The sequence below is a fragment of the Vibrio sp. Isolate30 genome, from assembly GCF_022397975.1.
GTDB lineage: Bacteria > Pseudomonadota > Gammaproteobacteria > Enterobacterales > Vibrionaceae > Vibrio > Vibrio fortis.
The window spans coordinates 113,625-136,170 of the sequence record NZ_JAKEUS010000013.1; the positions used below are offsets into that span (position 1 = coordinate 113,625).

A 22,546-nucleotide genomic window follows, 5' to 3' on the forward strand; every position below is an offset into this window, starting at 1 on the left:
GTCGACAACCCAGATAACACCTTTACGCCAGATTCAATCAATGGAACTCACGGTGACCTAACTATTGATGCCAATGGTCATTGGGTGTTCACTGCCAACAGCGCCTTTAACCARCTCAATGTCGGCGATAARGTCGAAGARACATTCACRGTAACGTCTRTTGATGGCACWCCATCCACGATCAAGGTGACCATTAACGGCACTAACGATGCCGCRACCGTCAGCAGTGCAACTGTCGCTGTCGATGAAACGGATTCTGCCATCACGACTTCAGGCACCCTAACCAGCACGGACGTCGATAATCCTGACAACACCTTTACGCCAGAGTCCATCACAGGCACACACGGCGACCTAACCATTGATGCCAATGGGCATTGGGTCTTYACYGCCAACARTGCATTCAACCAACTCAATGTYGGCGATAAGGTCGAAGARACATTCACRGTRACGTCTGTYGATGGCACWCCATCCACGATCAAGGTAACCATTAACGGTACTAATGACGCGGCGACGGTGAGCAGTGCTACTGTCTCCGTTGACGAGACAGATAAAGCAATTACGACTTCGGGCTCTCTTTCCAGTGTTGATGTCGATAATCCAGACAACGCCTTTACGCCAGATTCAATAACTGGAACTCACGGTGACCTAACCATTGATGCCAATGGGCATTGGGTGTTTACCGCCAACAGTGCCTTCAACCAACTCAATGTCGGCGATAAGGTCGAAGAGACATTCACGGTCACGTCTGTTGATGGCACACCATCCACCATAAAAGTCACTATCAACGGCACTAACGATGCAGCAACCGTTAGTAGTGCAACTGTCTCCGTTGACGAGACTGATAAAGCAACAACCACTTCGGGCACCCTAACCAGTACCGATGTCGATAACCCAGACAACGCCTTTACACCGGATTCGATCACTGGCGCACACGGTGACCTAACCATTGATGCTAATGGTCATTGGGTATTTACCGCCAACAGCGCCTTCAACCAACTCAATGTTGGCGATAAGGTCGAAGAGACNGATTCGATCACTGGCGCACACGGTGACCTAACCATTGATGCTAATGGTCATTGGGTATTTACCGCCAACAGCGCCTTCAACCAACTCAATGTTGGCGATAAGGTCGAAGAGACATTCACAGTAACGTCTGTCGATGGCACACCATCCACCATAAAGGTGATCATTAACGGTACTAATGACGCGGCGACGGTGAGCAGCGCATCTGTCGCTGTCGATGAAACAAACAAAGCTGTGACAACGTCTGGCACCCTAACCAGTACCGATGTCGATAATCCTGACAACGCCTTTACACCGGATTCAATCACAGGTACACATGGTGATTTAACCATTAATGCCAATGGGCATTGGGTATTTACTGCCAACAGTGCATTCAACCARCTCAATGTTGGCGACAAAGTCGAAGAGACATTCACGGTCACGTCTGTTGATGGCACACCGTCCACGATCAAGGTAACGATTAACGGCACTAACGATGCCGCAACCGTCAGCAGTGCAACTGTGGCTGTTGATGAAACTGACTCTGCGGTAACGACCTCTGGCACCCTAACCAGCACCGATGTCGATAATCCAGATAATGCCTTTACACAAGATTCGATCACGGGCACACACGGCGACCTAACCATTGATGCCAATGGGCATTGGGTGTTTACTGCTAACAGTGCATTCAACCAACTCAATGTTGGCGACAAGGTCGAAGAGACATTTACAGTAACGTCTGTTGATGGCACTCCATCCACGATCAAGGTAACCATTAACGGCACTAACGATACCGCGACGGTCAGCACTGCATCTGTCGCTGTCGATGAAACGGATTCTGCCATCACGACTTCAGGCACCCTAACCAGCACGGACGTCGATAATCCTGACAACACCTTTACGCCAGAGTCCATCACAGGCACTCACGGCGACCTAACCATTGATGCCAATGGGCATTNTGCATCTGTCGCTGTCGATGAAACGGATTCTGCCATCACGACTTCAGGCACCCTAACCAGCACGGACGTCGATAATCCTGACAACACCTTTACGCCAGAGTCCATCACAGGCACTCACGGCGACCTAACCATTGATGCCAATGGGCATTGGGTATTTACCGCCAACAGTGCATTCAACCAACTCAATGTCGGCGATAAGGTCGAAGAGACATTCACGGTAACGTCTGTTGATGGCACTCAGTCCACTGTTAAAGTGACTATCAATGGCACCAATGACGCCGCCACCGTCAGCAGTGCAACTATATCCGTTGACGAAACTGACTCAGCGGTGACAACATCAGGCACCCTAACCAGCACCGACGTCGACAACGCAGATAACGCCTTTACACCGGATTCGATCACGGGCACACACGGCGACCTAACCATTGATGCCAACGGTCACTGGGTATTCACCGCCAACAGCGCCTTTAACCAGCTCAATGTCGGCGACAAAGTCGAAGAGACATTCACAGTAACGTCTGTTGATGGCACACCATCCACCATAAAAGTCACTATCNGTCGACAACCCAGATAACACCTTTACGCCAGATTCAATCAATGGAACTCACGGTGACCTAACTATTGATGCCAATGGTCATTGGGTGTTCACTGCCAACAGCGCCTTTAACCAGCTCAATGTCGGCGATAAAGTCGAAGAGACATTCACGGTRACGTCTGTTGATGGCACACCGTCCACGATCAAGGTAACGATTAACGGCACTAACGATGCCGCGACCGTCRGCAGYGCATCTGTCGCTGTCGATGAAACAAACAAAGCTGTGACAACGTCTGGCACCCTAASCAGTACCGATGTCGATAATCCGGATAGCACCTTTACGCCAGAKTCCATCACAGGYACACATGGTGATTTAAYCATTRATKCYAATGGGCATTGGGTATTTACCGCCAACAGCGCATTCAACCAACTCAATGTCGGCGATAAGGTCGAAGAGACATTCACGGTGACGTCTGTTGATGGCACACCGTCCACGATCAAGGTAACGATTAACGGCACTAACGATGCCGCAACCGTCAGCAGTGCAACTGTCTCCGTTGACGAGACTGATAAAGCAACAACCACTTCGGGCACCCTAACCAGTACCGATGTCGATAACCCAGATAACGCCTTTACGCCAGATTCAATCAAGGGAGCTAACGGCGACCTAACTATTGATGCGAATGGTCATTGGGTGTTCACCGCCAACAGCGCCTTTAACCAACTCAATGTCGGCGACAAAGTCGAAGAGACATTCACAGTAACGTCTGTTGATGGCACTCCATCCACGATCAAGGTAACCATTAACGGTACTAATGATGCGGCGACGGTGAGCAGTGCTACTGTCTCCGTTGACGAGACTGATAAAGCAATCACCACTTCAGGCACACTAACCAATACCGATGTCGATAACTCAGATAACACCTTCACGCCAGGTTCGTTCACTGGTGCACACGGCGACCTAACCATTGATGCCAACGGTCACTGGGTATTCACCGCCAACAGCGCCTTTAACCAGCTCAATGTCGGCGACAAAGTCGAAGAGACATTCACAGTAACGTCTGTTGATGGCACACCATCCACCATAAAAGTCACTATCNGATGCCAATGGTCACTGGGTATTCACCGCCAACAGCGCCTTTAACCAGCTCAATGTCGGCGACAAAGTCGAAGAGACATTCACAGTAACGTCTGTTGATGGCACACCATCCACCATAAAAGTCACTATCAATGGCACCAATGACGCCGCCACCGTCAGCAGTGCAACTATATCCGTTGACGAAACTGACTCAGCGGTGACAACATCAGGCACCCTAACCAGCACCGATATCGATAATCCAGATAATGCCTTTACACCAGATTCGATCACGGGCACACACGGCGACCTAACCATTGATGCCAACGGTCACTGGGTATTCACCGCCAACAGCGCCTTTAACCAGCTCAATGTTGGCGATAAGGTCGAAGAGACATTTACAGTAACGTCTGTTGATGGCACTCCATCCACGATCAAGGTAACCATTAACGGTACTAATGATGCGGCGACGGTGAGCAGTGCAACTGTCTCCGTTGACGAGACTGATAAAGCAATCACCACTTCAGGCACACTAACCAATACCGATGTCGATAACTCAGATAACACCTTCACGCCAGGTTCGTTCACTGGTGCACACGGCGACCTAACTATTGATGCCAATGGTCATTGGGTATTCACCGCCAACAGCGCCTTTAACCAGCTCAATGTCGGCGACAAAGTCGAAGAGACATTCACAGTAACGTCTGTTGATGGCACACCATCCACCATAAAAGTCACTATCAATGGCACCAATGACGCCGCNCACACGGCGACCTAACCATTGATGCCAACGGTCAYTGGGTRTTCACYGCCAACAGCGCCTTTAACCAGCTCAATGTCGGCGAYAAAGTCGAAGAGACATTCACAGTAACGTCTRTTGATGGCACACCATCCACCATAAAAGTCACTATCAATGGCACCAATGACGCCGCGACCGTCAGCACTGCAACTGTATCTGTTGATGAAACGGATTCTGCCATCACAACTTCGGGCACCCTAACCAGTACCGATGTCGACAACCCAGATAACACCTTTACGCCAGATTCAATCAATGGAACTCACGGTGACCTAACTATTGATGCCAATGGTCATTGGGTGTTCACTGCCAACAGCGCCTTTAACCARCTCAATGTCGGCGATAAAGTCGAAGAGACATTCACGGTGACGTCTGTTGATGGCACACCGTCCACGATCAAGGTAACGATTAACGGCACTAACGATGCCGCAACCGTCAGCAGTGCAACTGTGGCTATTGATGAAACTGACTCAGCAGTGACAACATCAGGCACCCTCATCAGCACCGATGTCGATAACCCAGACAACGCCTTTACACCGGATTCGATCACTGGCGCACACGGTGACCTAACCATTGATGCTAATGGTCATTGGGTATTTACCGCCAACAGCGCCTTCAACCAACTCAATGTTGGCGATAAGGTCGAAGAGACAAGGTCGAAGAGACATTCACAGTAACGTCTGTCGATGGCACACCATCCACGATCAAGGTGACCATTAACGGCACTAACGATGCCGCGACCGTAAGCAGTGCCAGTGTCGCTGTTGATGAAACTGACTCAGCGGTGACAACATCAGGCACCCTAACCAGCACCGATGTCGATAACCCAGATAACGCCTTTACGCCAGATTCAATCAAGGGAGTTAACGGCGACCTAACTATTGATGCGAATGGTCATTGGGTGTTTACTGCTAACAGTGCATTCAACCAACTCAATGTCGGCGACAAAGTCGAAGAGACATTTACAGTAACATCTATTGATGGCACACCATCCACGATCAAGGTGACTATTAACGGAACTAACGATGCCGCGACCGTCAGCAGTGCCACTGTGGCTGTTGATGAAACTGACTCTGCGGTAACGACCTCTGGCACCCTAACCAGCACCGATATCGATAATCCAGATAATGCCTTTACACCAGATTCGATCACGGGCACACACGGCGACCTAACCATTGATGCCAATGGTCACTGGGTATTCACCGCCAAGAGCGCCTTTAACCAGCTCAATGTCGGCGACAAAGTCGAAGAGACATTCACAGTAACGTCTGTTGATGGAACTCCATCTACCATCAAAGTTACAATCAACGGTACCAATGACCGCCCTACTATCTCCGGTACCTCAAGTGGCGCTGTCATCGAACAGGGCTTAAACACTGCTGGAACACCAGATGCGACAGGTTCTCTAACAGCAACCGATTTAGATAAATCTGACACCGTCACATGGGCAATCAATCAGCCCCAAGGCCAATGGGGAACACTGTCGATTGATCAGAATGGACATTGGCACTATCAGCTAGACAATTCGACCGGAGGTGCCGCGGATAAGCTCGCAGCTGGTGAGCATCAGTCTGAATCATTCTGGATCACCGCTACCGATTCAGCAGGAGCAACAGTCCCTCATAAAATAGTTATCGATGTGCAAGGAAGTAACGACAAACCGATTGTCAGTGCGTGGACTCAGCTCCCTGCGGGAAAAGAAGATCAACCTGTAACCATAAAAGCTTCTGATTTACTAACGCATGCAAGCGATGTGGATGGTAGCGATGTATTGCATGTGACAAATTTGCAAGCCACACACGGTAGCCTGACTGATAATAAAGATGGCACTTATACCTTCACGCCAGACAAAGATTTCAATGGTGAAATTCGACTGACCTATGATGTAGTTGATGGTCATGGTGGTAGCGTTAGTACTCAAGCTAAGTTTGACCTTACCGCAGCTCCGGATAACGCGATTATTACCGACGCACAAACCAATGCAGGTTTACGGGGAGTGACTGAAGATCGTGGCTATATAGATACCCACTACCAACTGCATTACGACGGCAAGTTAAACATCCAAGACCCTGATGCGGGTGAAGCTCAATTTGATCCAAATATTGGCCCACAAACCTATCAAGGTATCGGCTATGACACCAAATTAGGAGGTCACATACTGCTCATGCGCGACGGTCACTACACCTATACGCTCGACAACCGCAACATACAGAACTTAGCACAAGGTGAAGTTAAACACGATTCAGCCGTTATACGCTCAGCAGATGGTACAACGCATACAATAGAGCTCACGGTTCATGGTACCAACGATGCCCCAACCATCAATGCACAGTCGCACTCAGTGACTGAAGGTGGAAGCGTTCTAAATGGACAAATGATTGGCCACGATATAGATACAGGTGCGGCCTTGACTTACAGCGCACCGCAAACTGATGGGTTGCTAATGAACCCTGATGGCAGTTATAGCTTTGACCCTAGACACTCCAGCTATCAGTCACTTGCATCTGGTGCCTCAAAAACACTGACTATCCCCGTAACAGTCACAGATGAACATCATGCATCAAGTACGCAGCCGTTAACTATCACTATTACTGGTACCAACAATCTTCCTGTTATCGGGGGAGTCGATTTTGGTGATATTAATGAAAATCAAGCTGGTGTTGACCGCTCCCCTGTTTATGCGCATCCCGGAGACCCTAAATTATTCAACGATTTGTTAACGGTATCAGGCGATTTAACCATAAATGATGCAGACTCCGGTGAGTCTCACTTTCAACATTTAAATGGAGGTACCCCCCAATTTAATGGTACCTATGGGCACCTATATATCCAAGAAAATGGTCACTGGGTGTACGTCGTAAATGTTGGCGATTCAGGTCCAGGAAGAGCGATCGATGCGCTAGGCAAAGGCGATAAACTGACAGACACAATTACAGTTCATACCCAGGATGGTACATCCCATGACATTGTCATTACCATTCATGGCGATAACGACCGCCCGTACTGTTCTTCTGAAGTGCAACTCAACAGCGGGAAAGAAGATCTCGCACAAACCATCACAACAGCCGATTTACTAGCTAATACTGTCGATGTTGACGCCAATGACTCAGGTAAGCTCACTATCGCCAACCTGCATGCCAATCATGGTTCGATTCAGGACAACCAAGATGGTACCTTCACCTTCACGCCTGACAAAGACTATAACGGCCAAGTTCATTTCACTTATGATGTGCAAGACGCGCATGGAGGTACTACCCACACTGGCGCGAATACCACTCTCGCTGCGACCCCAGACAAAGCCATTATCTCTGAAGTGACCACCGGTAGTGTTATTGAGGATGGACCACATGCAACGCACAACAACGGCACAACAACTGAACTCGCTAACGGGCAACTACAAGTTATAGATCCAGACAGCGGTGAAGACAAATTCCAGTACAGCCAATTTGGTGAAACAGCCGTTCACGATCCATTCGGTGGAATGTTACGAATAGACAGTGTGGGTAATTGGGGATATAGCGTCGATAACGCCGTTCTTCAGCACCTAGCACAAGGACAAGTTGAAACGGTGACCTATCGAGTACACAGCTTCGATGGTACCGCTTATGACTTAAATATTGACGTCGTCGGAACCAATGACGCTCCGACAGTCGCCAAGGTGGTTCTCAGCAACGGCACGGAAGATACAAATTATCAAATGCAGACGAGTCAGTTCGGATTCACCGACGTCGATACAGGCGATACGCTGCACTCAATCGCGATCACTGGCCTGCCACCAGCGGCTCAAGGTAAGTTTATACTCGATGGACACGACATCACCGCTGGTCAGAGCATTGCAGCCTCCGATATCGCGAAGCTTCAGTTCATCCCTACTCAAGATTTTAACGGTGATGTTCAATTTAAATTTACGGTTAATGACGGACATGTTGACTCACAAGAAGCAACCAACACACTGCATATCGACGCAGTTGGTGATGAAGCAATAATCACAGGAATATCAACAGGTGATGTTGATGAAGGTCACGGTACCTATCATGACCGCTCGCCAAACTACGCACAGCCTGGGATGGCTAAGTTAACCAATGATCCGCTATACGCTGATGGTAAGTTAGAGATTATTGACCCAGATACTGGCGAAGCACAATTTGACACAAAAGGCGGGGTCTACTCCTACCATGGTACCTATGGCAATTTATTATTAAACGCCGACGGTAATTGGCATTACATGGTTACCGTTGGTAGCAACCAACATAATACAGCAACAAAGATAGACCAATTAGGTGATGGTCAAGAATTAACGGATACAATTACCGTCTACTCTAAAGATGGTACAGCTAAGGACATAGTTATTACCATCCATGGCGATAACGACAGACCCTACATCAGTTCAGAAGTTACGCTGAATACTGGCACTGAAGATAAAGCACTTACCTTCACCAAAGCCGATTTACTTGCTAACACGGTTGATGTTGATGCCAATGATGCAGGTAAACTTTCCATTGCGAATCTATTAGTCGATCATGGCTCTGTTATCGATAACAAAGACGGCACATACACTTTTACTCCAACCAAAGACTATAACGGCCAAGTGCATTTCACTTATGACGTCAAAGATGCTCATGGTGGCGTTACTCATACTGGCGCGTCTACCACGCTGTTACCGAGCAATGATGCTGCCACACTGCAACCGACACTCGCCTCCAACTTTGTAACTGAAGATCATCTCAAATCGGGAACAAGCAGCAATGAGTTATGGTCAGGTTGGAAAAACCTCGATATTCAGGATATTGACTCGCCATCAGAAGCGAAAGTTACTCAAATAGAGGTCAACGGCGTTAAGCATACGGTACCAGCAAACTTCGCGATGAATCTTGCAGGCGTCCATGGTACCTTCAACTTCACTCATTCAACCGATGGCCACGATAAATGGAGCTACAGTGCGGACAATAGTCACGCTGAAGTTCAATCACTGAGTCATGGCGACTCTCTGACTGATACGATCACTCTAATCACCGCAGATGGAACACGAATCCCGCTGACAGCCAAAATCTTAGGCACCGATGATCATGTGATTATTGATACGCCTGACGCATTAACAGCCGCATTAGGAACGGCCGTTGAAGACAAGGTTACCTCTATTTCAGGCACCCTACTCGCACACGATTCCGACAGTAAAGATTCAGTAACCTTTACCGCAGGTAACTCTGTTGGCGCTTACGGTACGCTTCATGTGGATAGCAATGGGCAATGGCATTATGACCTAGACCACTCAAAGGCCAATGCGCTACAACAAGGTGAGACCAAGGCAGAAGGTTTTGATATCACAGCGATATCTACTGATGGCTCAACCGCAACCAAACATATTGAAGTGCTCGTTCAAGGGAGTAATGACAAGGCAACGATATCCGTCACCTCAAATCCAGATGTGTATGAAGATCGCTCTTCAACGTCTGTCGAGATCATATCAGGTAAGCTGAATGCCCTTGATCCTGACCACGACCAATCTGCATTCTCAACGGATGTGGGTAAACGTCATGATCCATTTAACAGTGGCGTTCACGGTGGTCTTCATATATCCAAAGATGGTTCTTGGACGTATACCGTTAACAACAGTCAAATTCAGCAATTAGCTGCAGGGCAAGAGGAGCATGTCCAATACAACGTGCATACTGTCGGTGGTGATTATCATATTATTGATATTAAGATCGTAGGAACTAACGATATACCAACCGTATCGGCAACTACTCTTGCCCATGGCACGGAAGATACACACTATCAAATGCAGGCGAGTCAGTTCGGTTTCAATGATGTCGACACTGGCGATACGCTTCATTCAATCGCGATCACAGATCTGCCACCAACGGCTCAAGGTAAGTTTGTACTCGATGGGCACGATATCACTGCTGGTCAAAGTATCGCGACTGCCGATATCGCTAAACTTCAGTTTGTTCCAGCCACTGACTTTAACGGTGATGTGCAATTTAAATTCACGGTTAATGACGGACATGCTAGCTCTGCAGAAGCAACTAATACAATACATATCGATGCGGTAGGAGATGCTGCAATCATCACCGGTATAGATAGAGGATCTGTAACAGAAGATTTTCATCCACATGCATCTGTTCAAGGTAACTATGCTTATAAAATCGAAACCCGTGGAACTCTATCGGCAATCGATCCCGATTCAGGTGAAAGTGGCTTTGATTTTAAAACACTTATAACAGCTCAAACACACCCCGAGTGGGCTCCCTATACTTCTCCATTAGGTGGACTATTGACTATTGATGCGAATGGTGAATGGGTTTACTACATTGATAACCGTAAGCCGGAACTACAACACCTTGGCCAAGGGCAAACGCTGACTGATACTGTAACCTTACATTCAAAAGACGGTACGACTCATGATATTGTTATTACTATTTATGGTACAAACGATGTTCCTACCGTATCAGGTGAAGTTCAACTCAATTCGGGGAGAGAGGACCTTGCCCAAATCATCTCAACAGCCAAGTTATTGGCAAACACCTTAGATGTTGATGCCAACGATGTGGGTAGGCTAACTGTCGCTAATTTACACGCAGATCACGGCACCATCGTGGACAACAAAGATGGTACATACACCTTCACTCCAAGTCATAATTACAATGGTCCAGTCCACTTTACGTATGATGTGACCGATGCGCATGGAGGATCAACCCACACAGGAGCTTCCACGACATTAGCCGCAATCAATGACGCACCGACGGTCGTCGCTACTTCTTCACAAACTACTGAAGATATCTCTGGTGGAATAGTCATTACTAAAAATCAATTACTCTCTGGGGCTCATGATGCTGATGGGAATTTACTGTCTATTGTTTCAATAAGTGTTGATCCTTCACAGGGGACCATTACCGATAACAAAGACGGTACTTGGACATTTAATCCAGCGCACAACTTTAAAGGTGATGCTGACATTCAGTACAAAGTAAGTGATGGAACCCAAAGCGTTAATAATCATATGACTATGACCGTCACCTCAGTCACTGATGACGCTCAAATAAGTCTAGATTTAAGTACAGAACAAAATGTTATGCAGTTTGCACCGAATAAAGCCGGAGGCGTAACCAACAACGGTGCTTTACAAACCCATGGTGACATTACAGACCTTGCCGTTGAATTTAATATAATTGGAGGTCCAACTGCTCCACCAATAGGCCACAATGGTCCAACTCTAATCAGCTATGGTACAACAAATAACCCAAATGAATTTTATGTTTGGGACCCAACAAATCTTACTATTCGTATTCATGGCCATGAATATAAAACGGGTATAGCGGCAACAGATGGTCATACTCACCGCTATAGCGTACTTTGGTCTTCATCTACCGGAGATTTAGAACTGCTTGTTGATGGTGTTCCTGCCTGGACTAACCCCAGCCCAGTTGGAAAGGGGGCATCTATACCTGGAGGAGGCATTTTAGCTATTGGTAACGACCAAGATAGTTTCCACCTTGAGACAGGAAGTCATACAGACCATGGCTTTAGCACCAGTGATGCTTTCAGCGGACAAATGTTCAGTGTCTCACTAGCTACTACGCATGTTACTGCAAATCAACTTGCCAATGCCCCTCTTTCAATGGTCGTTGATGCACAACACGGCCTAGTCATAGATATGAGAGTTGATGCTACAGGCCAGTTTATCGATACCACTGGCCATCACCAAATTACACCAACTATCGATGTTCATTCGCATTCTAGTATGGTTGATACAGCTGTCGCTATTCCCAATTCTGATGCCCTCATCCATTTGCGTCCGACAATCACGACACCGACAGATTCGAGTGATACTATCACTAAAGTCGCTTTATCGGGCCTTGTAAGCGGAACAGAGGTATCTGATGCCCATGGACATACGCATTTGATTACCGATACAACTGACATTGTTGATATTAAGGACTGGGATTTAGCATCGCTGACAGCAAGGTTACCTGGTGGCACTGCTCACAACATGAATATTGGCATAACTGTAACCACCGAAGGCCCTGATGGTGTTACTGCAACGCAATCGATATATCAAACTTTAGTACTTGACCCGACTCAGGCAATACCTAGCCATACAGTCTTACATGATGAGCCCTTACAACAAGTCCATGATGAGTCTTCCATTATTTTATTAGATGATGCTCCTACTATGGCAGAAGACCCTACAACACAATTTAGTGACGTTAATTCGGGGCAAGGAATGGAGACAACTCTTGGCCAACTTGGCGCTCAATCAAAGACTCTTCAGAACCAGCATGACAACAACCACCAAGGAACTGCAGCGGCTTACTTGGATGCCCTAGGTATTCAGCCAAATGCATCGCCTACCACCGGGCATGATCAACCTGCAGACATGGACATCGTGCTTGCACAAGTCGACCAGCAACATGCCGTAGGTTACGATCAAGCACATTTGGATATGTCGGATGCACTTGAACATCATGATGCAGCCAATAACCATAACCAAGATGATGAACACCATCATCACAACGACGTAGATGGACTACCAGACATAGATCCAAATAACTAATGATTGGTCGTTAGTCATTAGTCATTAGTCATTAGTCATTAGTGAAATAAAACAAAAGGGAGCACGCCATGTGCTCCCTTTTTAGTGATTGTTTCTTGTATCGTTCTGAACAAAGAGAGGGTTGTGACTCTTTGAGTTACCTTTCTCCAAATGCAACACTGATATTGGTATAGATCGGCTTCCAAAGGTATTGAAACACCGACTTCTCGCCCGTCGTGATGTCTACCTCACCCGTCATACCAGGAAGAATGGAAAAGCTTTCAGGGTTATCACGAAAGTATGGCGTTTCCACAGACACCACCACTTCATAATAGATTTCACCTCGTTCACTTTGGCTTGTGGTCGGTGAAATACTCTCAACCTCCCCTTTTAAAGCACCAAAACGGCTGTAATCAAACGCATCAATCTTGATTCGAGTTGGCTGACCCACGTTCACAAAACCAATATCCCTCGGAGATAAGCGAGCTTTAAAATCGGCTTTACCGCCGACAGGAACAATCTCAACCACAGTGCCACCTGGCTGAATAACACCACCGTTTTGCGTGCTTGGCAGGCTTTGTACCAAGCCTTGTAGCGGTGACACTAACATGGTGTTCGTCAATTTCGCTTGGCTTGAACGCACCCGAGCGTTAAGTGCAGACAAATCTGATACCGCTTTGGATCGATCGTCACTGACTTTTGCTTTGGCCTCCGCAAGAAGTTGCTCAATTTTTTGCTCATTGCTGTCTGCCTGCTTAATCAGAACCGACTTCTTGCCGCGAGCCTCTTCAATTTTCTGCTCTATGCTCGCCAACTTTTGGCGCATTTCAAGCACGCGTAAACGAGAGATGTTCCCGGCTTTATAACCTTTTTCCAAGATGTTTAGCTCTTGCTTAGTGGCACTTAGCTCTTTGTCATAGCTAGGTAGAGACTTTTCTACGACACGAAGCTGCTCTGCTATCTGCTCACTGTCCTTTTCCAGTACAATGCGTTTTTGATAGTAGAGCCCTTTTTGAGCATTTAACTGAGCTTTTTGTTGGCTAACGATCTCCGGGAAATCAATTTCAAACTCCCCAAAATTCGGCTCACGGTTATCCAATAACGCGTTCATACGTTCGATACTCGCAAGCAAGGTTACTTGTTGAGATTTCAACTCTTCGAGAGCCGTGCGCTGGAAGGTAGCGTCAAATTCAACAAGTGGCTGACCTTTCTCTACCAATTGCCCTTCTTTAACAAGAATTTGCTTTAACTTACCACCAATGGCACTTTGTAATACTTGCTTTTCCCCTTCAGGAATCACCGCACCCTTTGCCTTTGCGATTTCATCCACTTGAGTGACCACAGACCACGTGACAAAAGCGATAACACACAAGGCAACTGACCATGTCGCCAGCGCCAATGTTCGAGCTGTATTTTGTGATTCAACAAGCTCGCCGTAACGCTTGCCAGTCTCGATAGATTTTTTAGCCATTAGCGACTCCTTGCTTTGACTCTACTTTTTGCTTTGGTAACTCTTGTGTGTCAGATAACTGCTGCTCTTGAGACTCTGATGGCTGCTCGAGAGGACCTGCATAAACCACAGCGCCCTCGTCTAACACCACGACTTTATCAGCGAGCTTAATCAAGTCAGGATCATGCGACGTATAGATCACCGTTGCTTTTCCTTTCTTCATCGCCAAGAACTCACCGAATACACGTTTAGCATTGGGATGGCCATCAGGCACCGGATTATCCATTAGGAACATCGGGTAATCATAAACCAAAGCTTTCGCGTCAATAAGGATCTGAGCGACAGTGCCTGACAACATATCAAACAGGCTATCCGGTTGGATGCTACTGATAGAGGTATCCAACCCATCTGGTAGTGTGGAGAACCAGCGCTTGCCGCCTACCATATCAATGGCTGAGATCATTTTCTGCTCTTCAACTTTATGCCCATCGCTCAGCCACTCTCGAATACTCAATGTAAGTAAGTCGGGGTAAGCGGCGCGAATGAAACACCAGTGACGATAGAGCTGCGGGTCGTATTGAACGAGGTTAACGCCTTCAAGCTCGACCATACCGTTTTGGATAGGCTGTAAACCAGACAACACTTCAATTAATGTCGATTTACCACTGCCTGAAGGGCCTGTAATCGCCACAATATCGCCCGCTTCGACATCAAAACTTACCCCATTCAATGCAGGGCGACTCTGTTTAGGGTAACGGAGAGTCACTTGATCTAACTTCAAGTTCGGAGCAACCGTTGGCAATGGATGATGTTGGTAACTGAATTCACGTTCAGACGGCTGAGACAGAATACGATTTACCTGCAGCTTAGATTGATTAAAGCTATTAAAACGCATCGCACTGTTTGCCAACACCTGCGCAGGCCCAGTCACTTTAGATATCAGCATCATTGATGCAATCAAGCCACCGGGCGTCATCACTTGTTCGAAAATAAGTCCAATTCCTAAGCCCATAACAGCCAATGTTGAGCCCACTCCGATAAAGTAATAAATCGAGGTGTATCGACTTTGGAGAACCGATTGATTGAACGTCACTGTAGAGGCAAGCAGATTGGCCTTTTGGAAACGTTGGATCCAGTGCTCTGAAAACCCAGCACTACGAATAAAGGCGAGCTTGGACGACAACTCATTAGTCATATTTTGACGATTAGTGCCCGCTACCGTCGATTGCATTGAGCGCTTACTACTCGAACGTATCGAGCGCTTAGCTAACAGGTAATACAGAACCAAAGAGACAATTGGAACCAATACCAGCCAGCCACCTAGCACACCTATCGCAAGGACAAAAATGGCAATGAAAGGCAAATCAAACAACGCATTACCGAGTGGTCCTGATAACACACCTGAAATACGCTCAGATAACATCACTTGGTTCTGTTGACTAGACGAGGCCGTTTGCTGGTTTTGCGCATAGCTATTTCTTAGTAGTCGTTGCACAAGGGATTGAGATATCTCGCGGCTAACTCGGTTAGACACAGAAGCAAACACTCGACTACGCAATGTTCTTAACCAGCCCATCATCACAAACAACAAGGCGGCACCAATAGCGATACCTTGCAGTTCGTGCCCAGCATCGCCACCAATAACATGGTCATAGATCGACATCGTGATGAATGGCACTGCGAGAGCAAATAAATTGGTGATAAAGCTGACTAAGAGCAATTTAGGAATGATAGGACGAAAAGCATGTAACCGTTCACCAACCCAATCCGGAGAAGCCTTCTCCAATGGAGCCCCTTCAATCACAATGCAAAATTGAGGAATGTCTGAAACGTCTTCATTGCCATCAACGGCAACAAACTGTTTTGACTCCAAGTGACCAGAAACCAATTCATTTTCACCGAGAACCAGCAGAACTAATTTGTGATCGCCTACTTCATCTAGGTTGGCAACCAAGCGATATGGCAATGCAAGCCTATCAAACAGGGCAAACATATCATCAATCGATTCAATGCCGTTCTCATCAACCCATTGGCGAGCGAACAGTTGGATATTCGCATTAACTTCCAACTCCTTGAGCACAGAAAGGCTTTCAGTTTCCAGTCGGTTCATCGGCTCATGTTGACCGTCTGTTTCGCCATGGCGATTACTATCTAAACGATTCATGCAATGACCTCCCCCTGATTAGTACTGTCTTCGGCAATCGAACCGTTTTCTACTGTAATTGTTCGACTCGCTAGTTCGCGAAGTTTTGCATGATAGCTCACCACCAATATGGTGCGCCCTGCCAAGACTTCTTCTTCCAACACCTTAAGCAGGTTACCGAGAGCATTGAGGTCTAGCGAGGAATCCGGTCTCTCTAGCATGATAACGGGCTTGCCACTCGCCAATTGAGTCGCAATATTGAGCATCTTAATGTTGCCCATACTCAACAAAGAAGCACTCGTATGACCAATTTGTGTTTCTAACCCATCAGGTAAACGCGTAATTTCTTTGGTTAATCCTAAGCGCACAGCGTAATCATTGGCGCTTTGTGTTCTCTCAGGATCAAATCCACACAAATTATCCAGAATCGTACCTGAGACTAACTGCCCTTTAACCCCGCAGTAAGCTGTAGCTTGAGCAACAGATGCAATTGAAACGGCTTCACCATTAATGAAGCACTCACCCGCGGCTAAATCATCAATCCCTGCAATCGAAGACAGCAAGTGACTATTGGTGTGGCGATCTTCACTCTCTAACAGCACCAGTTCGCCTTTATTTAGCGTCACATCCGCCCTAGCGAGTTCACCATATCTTTCAACGGTAGCTTGCTTGACTTCTAAAGTCTCAAAGTCAGAGAAACTAAGCTCAGAACTAGCAGAATCAGACAGTGATAAGTCTCCTAACTTTTCTATTGCCTGATTAGCACTATGGATTGAATTGAGCTTGATTCGAACCCCAACCAGAGCACTCAGAGGCGCCACAGCTCTACCTGACAAGATGGAGCATGCTGCTAACCCACCCGTGGTTAATTGACCATCCAATACCCACAAGCTCCCGGTAATCACCAACAGAACAGAAGTCGCGAGTGCAGCAAGCTGAATACATTCTTGAGCGAAGGCGTTCTGTTCTTCTTCTTTGGCTTTGGATTGAGAGCGGACATTATTAAGCGATTTAAACTGATTAAAAATTCGAGACTCAACAGCCTGACGTTTAATACCCTGAATGGTTTGGCTAAGAAGAATCAAGAAGGCTTTTCTCTCCTTCTCATCTTTAGAAGCTTCTTCACTTAAACTTTTCACGCGGATAGAAGACAGCCAAACAATACTAAGCGTAATGAGCCAAACTGCCACAGGTATCGCCACTAATTCACCGCCGATATAAGCCACCAGCCCTAGAAAGATCAATGCAAAAGGCAAATCGATAAATCCAGAGATTATTCCACCAGAATACCAATCTTTAACTTTGGATACAGAGCCGAGCCCTTCTTCTACACCACCAACACCTAAATGACGAAGATGACTTGATGAAGCATTAGTCACCCTTTCCACCAAGGTTTGATAGGTTGCTTTCTCGGTATTGCTGGCCGCCGCAGACAAAAGCCAAGTGCGAACAAAACGTATGAGTGCTTCCATGGCTACGGCTAGTGTCGCTCCGGCTAAAAGCAGCGTGGCCGTACCATAACTTTGATTGGGGAGAATGCGATCGTAGATCTGGAGAACCGTTAATGGAACGGCTAATGACAAGAGGTTAATAAGTAAAGAAGGCAGCAAGACTTTCCTTACTACCCCTTTGTTTTTTACTGACGTTACTGGCATACACAATCCTTATCCATGCTTATGAAATAAGATTGGTACATACTTTCATCTTCTGCAAGGTAACAAGCTGAATTTAATATAGAAAAACTAAGTACATCACCACTCTATTTGCGGATATATTGCTGAATATCGAACGTATCAATCTGGCTTTCATCCATAAATTCATCCGCAAACCGCTTATAGACGCCTGAGGTAAGGAATAACTCAAACAGATCTCGATCTAGATGATTATCTTTAACCATAAAGCTCATAATTCGAATCGATTCAGACAATGACTTGGCTTGCTTATATGGTCGGTCCGAGCTTGTTAGTGCTTCAAACACATCTGCGATGGCCATAATTTTAGCCGTAATCGGCATTTCTTCACCTTTGAGCCCCATTGGGTAGCCCGTCCCATCGATTTTTTCATGATGTCCACCAGCGATCTTCGCCACATTACGCATGTGTTTGGGGAAAGGAAGGGACTCAAGGATTTGGATCGTTTGAATGATATGGTCATTGATAATGAACCTTTCCTCATTGGTTAAAGTCCCTCGCTGGATCGATAGGTTGTACACCTCGCCGATATTAGCTTGGTAAGCTGTAGGCTTGAGAGTAAACCGCTCTTCGTTAGTTGGACGAAAATCCCATGGAATCAAGTGTTCAGGGCGGTCACTTAATAACGGTTCACAGACAGGAAGTTCAACATCTTCTTCATAACGTTGTTTCTCAACCCAAGAAATACCTGCAGTTTTACTTAAGGTTCGAGTCCATGTCTTGTTAGCAATTTCTTCTAGACGTTTGAGCGCTTCATCATCCACAAACTCACTTCCCAGGTTAAGGTTGGCGATAAACTCAAAGTCATCATCAATTTCTTCGTGGCGTTGAGCTAGTTGCTCATGAAATTCATTTGGTAAGTGAGAGATGTTTTGCTTGAGTAAGCCGATTTCACTCTCCCTTTTTAGGACTTCAAAGCGCATTCGGACTTCATGGATACGATCGTAAATGGTTTCTAGCTTTGTTGCCTTATCAACAACATGCTCTGGGGTCGTTATTTTGCCGCAGTCGTGCAACCAACTGGCCATCTTTAACTCGTCCCATTGCTTTGAGTTAAGCCTGAAGTGACCAAATACTTCACTTTCAGACTCTTGTGCTGCCTGCGTTAACCACTGTGTAATGATCGGGACTCTTTGACAGTGATTCCCAGTATATGGGGATTTTTTATCTAAAGACCCTGCAATCACCTGAATAAAGGATTCTAACAATGCTTTTTGATCATCAAGCATATTGTGTGTCTCGATAGTCACTGAAGTAAAACCTAACAGCGTGTTCAAGTAGTTAGCGTATTGCTCATAATACTCTTCCGCATTGTCATTCTCATACAATAGACCAAAAGAGCCGATAACTTCTCCTGAGCGAGATGCCAGCGGAATGAAAATCACTTCTCCGTCACCCACTCCATTCGTTTGAAATGTAATACGAGGAAGCTCATCCACACTAAAGACCGTTGGTTTTTTTGCTACAAAAACCTCTTGAATAAATCGACTCGCATCTGCAACCGGAATGTCCTTAGCTTGTAAATTGTCATTCTCAATGCCTTCCCACCAGACAAACTTCGGGACCAAGGTTTTTTCTTCGACATCCAGTAAGTAAAGTAAGACCCCATTAGCTTCAACAGCGTGAGCGGTATCTCGACATACTAAACTAAGCATGTCATCTAGATTTTCTTGTCTAGCAATATTATTAGTTAATGAAATAAACTGCTTAATCGTTTCTTGAGTCGACATTTGAGCGTAGTTAAGATCATGAATCTCTCTGATAAAACTATCTTCCAAGAAAGTATCATCAAATCTAAAACGTTCTATGTCTAACGCTCTTTTTGTTACTCGTTGTATAGGTTTGGATATATAAGTGGATACCAAATAAATGACTGGCAACATAAGAATGAAGATGAGCAGAGACGCGTAAATTGTTTGGTTTTTGACTAACAAACCGCTATCAAACAGATCCGCAGTTTTGGTCGCCATTAGCAAATGAATATGCTCACTGTTCAAAGGCTTGATTGTCACAACCTTTCCGATCCAACTCTCTCCTTCAAATTCGAACTTTCCCAGTATCCCTTTATCTTGCTCTCTATTTTCATCAAGTAGCTTTAAAAGCAAATCGCTCTTCAGGTCTGTCTTATTTGGATTATCAGGTTCATCTACGTTTTGATTAGCAATCATCGCATAAACATCACCTTCATCATTATATAATGCCCTTAAAGATGAATTAGTCATGAGCGTATCTTTCAAAGATGATTGTAGATCCTCCAAGAGCACTCCTGCACTCACAACGGTGCCATCATTACTCTTTCTAAAAACAGTAATGCCAAGTGAGCCTTCCCCTAAAATAGGAGTCGGTTTTGATACCTTATTTGCATCACGGGTTGCCAAGTGTTCCCATTTAGAAATATTGCTTAATAACGGCTCGATATTTAAGTCTTTGACGTATACTTCTCGAAACTCACTATCCAAGCCTTTGGTATAGAGACTGTCACCCATAGTATGTATCAGCAAATACTGAGTTTTAGGATCTACAGTGAACTGCTTACGAACCGCTATTTTCTCAAGGTGAATGACTTTGAATAAATCGCCGGATGGATAATGAAAGGAGTAGGAGACGATATGTGGGAACTGTTCTAAGAGGTAGGTGATCTTTGGCAGCAATTCTTCTCTGCCCTCTAGAGTCGCTGCTTGGTTTTTCTCACTATGAGCGAAGGAACTTAAAGCAGAAAAAGCAGTACTGTAATGGCTATTGAGTTTGTACCGAGTTTCAAGCTCAATACGATCAAACAGTTTACTGTTAGCTTCTAGTATGAGTGTAGATAAACCTTTATTGGTAACGAAAATCTGAACGCTTGATGCAATAACGACAATCAAAATGATGATTACCGTTAAATGTATGTGTATTGGTAACGCTTTTGTGTTCTGTCTCATTATCGCTTACCCAACTAGATGGTTATCTACATATAAAAACATAGTCTCTAATTTGATTAAGCGTGTAGTTTCTTAGTTACCTTATCTATTGAAACCCAAGCTATTTACAGCTTTTTCGTAAGAAACGACAGCGATGAATCCAATGGGTAATTTTCTAATACCATTTGGCATTCATAGTGGTGTTTTTCGTAAAACGGCCGTGCTTGAAAGCTTAACGTATCAACCAGCGACGCGGCTATCGTCACGATGAAACCTCTACTAAATCGCGCCTTGCTGGGCCAGTTTGCTAAGAATGTTTCTGGTCTTCTCTCTGAACAAATCTCTCAACAGTCGAACGGTGGGAGTGATAGATTGGCGACTTGGACATACTAGCCAAAGTTCAGTAGGAGTAGGTTTGTAGTCTTTCATGACACTGACCACCCTTCCCGTGATATTGAATGGGCCAAATTGAGTTGATCACGACTTAAAAATTAGGTTGAAGTCACTCCGCCCAGTCAAAAGGAAGCACCATGACAGCACCAATAAAAATGAAAGCAATAGGGTTTACTCAATCACTTCCGATCACAGACCAAGACAGTCTGTTTGAGTTTGAAACCGATATTCCAGAAGTAAAAGACAACGACCTACTCGTTAAGGTGAGTGCCACTTCTACTAATCCGGCAGATGCCAAAATCCGTATTCGTAATGCCAAAGATGCGCACCAACGTATCGAAAGTAGTGCTTCAATCGGCAAAACTGCGATCAAGTATTAGGGTATTGTAAGTAATAACCAAGCCCCATTCCTCTGCGTTAGAAATGTCCAAATACGCAAAGAGCCACTCAATTGTGGCTCTTTTATTTGTCACTAGGCTTACGCTATGAACTCAGCCTCATAACCACGCCACTACGCCTGACAACGTCACTTAAATATAACGTTCGGAGCGACGTTTAAGCTAAAGTTCGATACACAAATCACGCCCGACCTTTTTGACATTTAGCTATCTAAATATTGCCTACCGTCGATGCATTAAATGAAAACATACGCACCTCATCACGTGGGTACCAACCTATATTTTCATAAAACGCTTGTGCATTCAGATTATCGTTGATGACAAACAAGTGGGTTTTAGCAATGCCAATGGATGACAAGGCATCCACTGCGTTTGATATAAGCTTCGCGCCAATCCCCTGACCACGACAAGCCTTCGATACGGCTAAATGTTGGATATACCCACGACGACCATCTGTTCCCACCAAAATCGCCCCAACGATCTGCTCGCCTTGCACAGCAACAAAACTCAGGTTTGGGTTACGCTCGAGATACTTTCCGATATTTTCTTCGGAGTCTGCTTCCCTTAATCGCATACCTTCCGTTTCAGACCAAAGGTTCATGACCTGCTGATAGTCTGAGATTTCCATTTCTCGTAACACGACTTATTTCCTTACTTAAACCTAAACACCT

Annotated in this window: 11 protein-coding genes and 3 pseudogenes (1 of these 14 running past the window's edge); 6 read left to right on the forward strand and 8 right to left on the reverse strand. The window is 45.8% G+C overall.

Features of this window, described 5'->3' with window-relative positions:
- Together L1D60_RS21505 and L1D60_RS21510 are read left to right on the forward strand one after the other, a co-directional pair.
- Positions 1 to 2,535 carry the 3' portion of a VCBS domain-containing protein gene (locus L1D60_RS21505; RefSeq protein WP_275665798.1) on the forward strand. Its footprint begins 582 nt before the window's first position, so only the last 2,535 of its 3,117 coding nucleotides appear in the window; the start codon falls outside the window, past its left edge; its stop codon occupies positions 2,533 to 2,535.
- Between the two features lie 19 nt (positions 2,536 to 2,554).
- On the forward strand, positions 2,555 to 3,640 hold the full coding sequence (locus L1D60_RS21510; RefSeq protein WP_239842956.1) for a VCBS domain-containing protein: 1,086 nt from the start codon (positions 2,555 to 2,557) through the stop codon (positions 3,638 to 3,640).
- On the opposite strand, the gene L1D60_RS21515 is transcribed toward L1D60_RS21510, so the two are convergent.
- Positions 3,608 to 3,808: a hypothetical protein gene (locus tag L1D60_RS21515; protein WP_239842904.1), complete on the reverse strand. Its 201-nt coding sequence runs from the start codon at positions 3,806 to 3,808 to the stop codon at positions 3,608 to 3,610. The two genes, L1D60_RS21510 and L1D60_RS21515, sit on opposite strands and share 33 nt — an antisense overlap.
- Between L1D60_RS21515 and L1D60_RS21520 the strand changes: the two genes are divergently transcribed.
- From L1D60_RS21520 to L1D60_RS21535, 3 genes are read left to right on the forward strand one after another with little or no spacing between them, the layout of a single operon-like run.
- The gene (locus tag L1D60_RS21520) at positions 3,765 to 4,349 is read left to right on the forward strand and encodes a VCBS domain-containing protein (protein WP_239842957.1); all 585 of its coding nucleotides are present in this window, start codon (positions 3,765 to 3,767) and stop codon (positions 4,347 to 4,349) included. The genes L1D60_RS21515 and L1D60_RS21520 overlap by 44 nt on opposite strands.
- Positions 4,350 to 4,351: 2 nt before the next feature.
- Positions 4,352 to 5,044: a VCBS domain-containing protein gene (locus tag L1D60_RS21525; protein WP_239842958.1), complete on the forward strand. Its 693-nt coding sequence runs from the start codon at positions 4,352 to 4,354 to the stop codon at positions 5,042 to 5,044.
- Positions 5,045 to 5,082: 38 nt separating this feature from the next.
- Positions 5,083 to 12,921 carry a VCBS domain-containing protein gene (locus L1D60_RS21535; RefSeq protein WP_239842959.1) on the forward strand — a complete coding sequence of 2,613 codons (7,839 nt, stop codon included), beginning with the start codon at positions 5,083 to 5,085 and terminating at the stop codon, positions 12,919 to 12,921.
- A 136-nt stretch (positions 12,922 to 13,057) separates the two neighbouring features.
- On the opposite strand, the gene L1D60_RS21540 is transcribed toward L1D60_RS21535, so the two are convergent.
- From L1D60_RS21540 to L1D60_RS21565, 6 genes and pseudogenes are all read right to left on the reverse strand, one after another.
- Positions 13,058 to 14,371: an HlyD family type I secretion periplasmic adaptor subunit gene (locus L1D60_RS21540; protein ID WP_039975270.1), complete on the reverse strand. Its 1,314-nt coding sequence runs from the start codon at positions 14,369 to 14,371 to the stop codon at positions 13,058 to 13,060.
- Entirely contained in the window at positions 14,364 to 16,514 is a 2,151-nt protein-coding gene (locus L1D60_RS21545; protein ID WP_239842905.1) for an ABC transporter transmembrane domain-containing protein, read from the reverse strand. The genes L1D60_RS21540 and L1D60_RS21545 overlap by 8 nt, the downstream gene beginning before the upstream one ends.
- A complete protein-coding gene (locus L1D60_RS21550) occupies positions 16,511 to 18,148 on the reverse strand; it encodes an ABC transporter transmembrane domain-containing protein (RefSeq protein ID WP_239842906.1) in 1,638 nt (545 codons plus the stop codon). The genes L1D60_RS21545 and L1D60_RS21550 overlap by 4 nt, the downstream gene beginning before the upstream one ends.
- 104 nt (positions 18,149 to 18,252) lie before the next feature.
- Positions 18,253 to 21,105 (reverse strand): HD domain-containing phosphohydrolase, encoded by a 2,853-nt coding sequence (locus tag L1D60_RS21555; RefSeq protein WP_239842907.1) that lies wholly within the window; start codon positions 21,103 to 21,105, stop codon positions 18,253 to 18,255.
- 104 nt (positions 21,106 to 21,209) lie between these two features.
- Positions 21,210 to 21,338: pseudogene (locus L1D60_RS21560) on the reverse strand (biphenyl 2,3-dioxygenase); the annotation flags it as partial.
- 25 nt (positions 21,339 to 21,363) lie between these two features.
- Positions 21,364 to 21,537 (reverse strand): annotated as a pseudogene (locus L1D60_RS21565) (LysR family transcriptional regulator); the annotation flags it as partial.
- A gap of 77 nt (positions 21,538 to 21,614) precedes the next feature.
- Between L1D60_RS21565 and L1D60_RS21570 the strand changes: the two are divergent.
- Positions 21,615 to 21,800 (forward strand): annotated as a pseudogene (locus L1D60_RS21570) (zinc-binding alcohol dehydrogenase family protein); the annotation flags it as partial.
- 286 nt (positions 21,801 to 22,086) lie between these two features.
- Here the strand turns inward: L1D60_RS21570 and L1D60_RS21575 are convergent.
- A complete protein-coding gene (locus L1D60_RS21575; protein ID WP_239842960.1) occupies positions 22,087 to 22,503 on the reverse strand; it encodes a GNAT family N-acetyltransferase in 417 nt (138 codons plus the stop codon).
- Between the last annotated feature and the right edge of the window lie 43 nt (positions 22,504 to 22,546).